Below are 3501 nucleotides of genomic sequence, written 5' to 3'. Positions count from 1 at the left end.
GGCCCCCACCGGAACCTCGCCGAGCTTCCAGGCCAGCTCCGCCTGCTCCAGCGCTGCTCGCATGGCCGCAACATCGGCCTCGCCGAACGGCTCCTGGCAGACCCGGCCATCAGCATCGCCAGCCAGGCTGCCGGCGCCTTCGTCAGGCGGCGCGCCCGAATGCACGTCAGCCGCCATAAATGCGCGAATTGAGCGAAATGCGGCCAGCCAGGCTTTCGACCGCCTCTTCCAGCCATTGGTAGAGCTCGGCGTGCTCATCGTAGCGGGCCTGGTTGAGGTTGGAAACCCGGCCTTCCTGGATGAACCCCCAGGCCCGGCTGCGCTTGTCCTTGTGGCGCGGATCCCAGACTCCAAAGGCCACGCCGCCGGATTTGCGGATAAGGGAAAAACACGGGATGTCGGTATAGCCGTCGCCCACGAAGATCATCTGCTGGAACGGCACGCGAAGCTTGTCCTGCTCGACTTTCTTGTTGACCTCGAAAGGCTTGTTGCGCGAGGCCTGGCCCACGATGCCTTTTTGAATATGGAACAAATAGCGGGTCTTGTCGGTGAAACTGACGATGCGGCGCGGAAAATGAATGCCGCCATCCGGGCCGTACATGAATTCGGAGGCCCAGATGTCGGTGAACTCGTGGGCGATGGGCGTATTGCGCACCACGTCGCCGATGCCGCTGGAAATAAGATAGAACTCGATCTGCACCTGGGGATGCTGGGCCTTGACCAGGGCCCGCAGGCGGCTGAACAGCGTATCGACACCATCATGCAGCGGCAGGCGCCGCCCCCATTGCGCCAGGCGCTCCTGGGTGATTGGCCCGTGACGTCCGGAACGCGACAGTTCTATCATCTGGTACAAATAGGCCGGAACCGGATCCCAATCGTGCTGGGACAGCAGCGGCCCCACTTCCTGCGACCAGAAATGCCCCGCGTCGACGCCCAGTTCGGATAAAAAACCCGTCGTGCTGTCGGGAGCCAGAGTATCATCGAAATCGAAAACCAGAGCAATGACGTCGGACATGTTTTTCCTGAATTGAAACCGCAAAGCCGCAACATGGGCGCCGAAACAAGCCCCAAGTGTAACGCCGGCGGCCGGGATAGTTCGCCGGGCATTGCGCTAAATCAATCATTCGGCCGTGGAACACACCTAGAATCACCGTATACGCATCACAGCATCGCTTTTGTACGCAGTACCGCCACAAAACTCTACCTTCAACAGGAGACTGCCATGCTAGGCCGTATAGCCCTTGACCTGACCAAAGACCGCAACCATCAGTTGCGCCTGGACGCCACCATCCAGCTTGCCTCGGAACACAATGCCGAACTCGTGGGCATCTATTCCTCGCCGGTCGCCAACCAGTACCTGCGCGACGAAACCGCGGTGCCCAGCCAGGTGGCCAGCCTCATGCGCACCCACGTCAGCGACGAAATGGCCGAAATCCGCGACAATTTCCTGAAGGCGGCGGCCGCCGCCGGCGTCAAGGCCAGCTACCGCGCCCCGCAGGGCCCCACCGAAGAAGTCCTGGCCCTGCATGCGCGCTATTGCGACGTCCTCGTCATGAGCCAGACCGGCGGCGTGAACACCGCGCCCAGCCAGCGGCCCAATATTGCCGAGTCGGTCATCACCTCGGCCGGCCGGCCGGTGCTCATGATTCCCTACATCGGCCACCTCAGCCCCATCGGGCGGCGCGTGCTTTTCTGCTGGGACAACGGCCGGCGCGCCGCGCGCGCCCTGGCCGACGCCGGCCCCATCCTGACCGAGGCAAAGCACCTGGTGGTGCTGAAGGTGGACGAGAACCTGGAGCAAATGCAGGCCCAGGACATCACGCCCCAGGACCTGAACGCCTACTGCGCATCCCGCCGCTATCCGGCGCCCGAGGTCATCAAAAAGGAAAGCCTGAACTACGGCATCGGCAACACCATCCTCAATTCGGCCACCGACCACGGCTGCGACCTGATCGTCATGGGCGCCTACAACCGCAGCCGCATCCGCGAATGGATACTGGGCGGCACGTCCAAGACCCTCATGCAGTCCATGACCGTGCCCATACTTTTTTCACACTAACGAAGAACCGAAGAACCGCGCCCGCGATACAGCCGGGAACCGCCGGCCGCATCGCGGGCGCATTGCAGGCAAACCGCCCTACACGACCACCAGCTTCAACTGCTGCAGCACCTGCGGCAAAGTGGCGGGCAGGTCTTCGGCGATCAGCCCCGGGCCGAACCGCTTCGCCACGCGGCCGTGCAGCCAGACGGCCGCCGCCGCGGCCAGGAACGACTCCATGCCCTGGGCCATCAGGCCGGCGATGAACCCCGTCAAAACATCGCCGGTTCCGCCCGTTGCCAGATCGGGAGGCGCGTTGTCGTTGACGATGGCCCGGCCGTCGGGCGATGCCACGACGGTGTCGGCGCCCTTCAGGACCACCACGGCGCCGCACTGCGCGGCGGCGGCCCGCGCGCGCTCGAGCTTGCTGCCCTGCACGTCGAACAGCCGGCCGAACTCGCCCTCGTGCGGCGTCAGTACGCACGGCCCCTTGATGGCCGAGAACAGCTCCTGGGGCGCCTTGCGGAACGACGTGATGCCGTCGGCATCCAACACCACGCCGCGGCCCACCTCGAGCGCAGCCAGCACATGCTGGCGCGTGGCCTCGGAAACCCCCGCGCCGGGCCCCACCACGATCACATTGCGCCGCTCGTCGGCAAGCAGTTGCTGCAGGCCGCCGGCATCGTCCAGGGGCAGCACTATGACGCTGGTGAGCGAAGCCGCATACACTGCCCAGGCCGGCTCGGGCGCCGCCACGGTCACCAGGCCCGCGCCGATCCTGGCGGCGGCCAGCGCCGACAGGCGGGCCGCGCCGGTCATGACCTCGCCGCCCACCACCAGCACATGCCCGCGCTGATACTTATGGGATTCGTGGCTCGGCCAGGGATACTCCGTCGCCCAAAGCCGCGGCGAATTGCGAAACGCCGTCGGCGCGATGGCGTCGAGCACGGTTTCGGGGATGCCGATGTCGGCCAGCACGATGCGTCCGCAATGCAGCCGGCCCGGCAGCAGGACATGTCCCGGCTTGCGGCGGAAAAACGTGACCGTCATCGCCGCCTTGGGCGCAATGCCCAGGACCCGACCGGTGGCGCCGTCCACCCCGCTGGGAATATCCACGGCGCAAACCGGCAATTTGCTTTCGACAAGTTTCTCGATCACAGCCAGGGCCTGCCCTTCCAGCGGCCGCGAAAGCCCCGCCCCGAAAAGCGCGTCGACGACCAGCTCCGCGCCATCGAGCAAGGCCGGCGTCATGGGTTCGATGCCGCCCTTCCAAAGCGCCGCATGATGCGCCGCGTCGCCGGCCAGCGCCTGTTTGTCCCCCAGCAGGCCCAGAGTGACGGGCCAGCCCCAATCGGCCAGATGGCGGGCCGCCACGAAGCCGTCGCCGCCGTTGTTGCCAGGTCCGCACAGCACCAGAACCGGTTGCCGGCGGTAGCGGTCGATCAGGGCCCGTGCGACCGCCC

3 protein-coding genes are annotated in these 3501 nt (G+C 65.7%); 1 reads left to right on the top strand and 2 read right to left on the bottom strand.

Features of this window, described 5'->3' with window-relative positions; translation table 11 throughout:
* Positions 1–166 precede the first annotated feature (166 nt).
* Entirely contained in the window at positions 167–1015 is an 849-nt protein-coding gene (locus VNT00_RS09000) for an HAD family hydrolase (RefSeq protein ID WP_325586623.1), read from the bottom strand.
* Between the two features lie 207 nt (positions 1016–1222).
* Here VNT00_RS09000 and VNT00_RS08995 point away from each other — a divergent pair, with 207 nt between their 5' ends.
* The gene (locus VNT00_RS08995) at positions 1223–2059 is read left to right on the top strand and encodes a universal stress protein (RefSeq protein ID WP_325586621.1); all 837 of its coding nucleotides are present in this window, start codon (positions 1223–1225) and stop codon (positions 2057–2059) included.
* Positions 2060–2137: 78 nt separating this feature from the next.
* On the opposite strand, the gene VNT00_RS08990 is transcribed toward VNT00_RS08995, so the two are convergent.
* Positions 2138–3501: NAD(P)H-hydrate dehydratase (locus VNT00_RS08990; protein WP_325586619.1), on the bottom strand; the 1364-nt coding region annotated here is incomplete at its 5' end.

The sequence above is a fragment of the Eoetvoesiella sp. genome, from assembly GCF_035555955.1.
In the GTDB taxonomy this organism is placed as follows: Bacteria; Pseudomonadota; Gammaproteobacteria; order Burkholderiales; family Burkholderiaceae_B; genus Eoetvoesia.
Note: the sequence above shows the minus strand (reverse complement) of the source record. Positions and strands in the feature narration are given on the sequence as shown.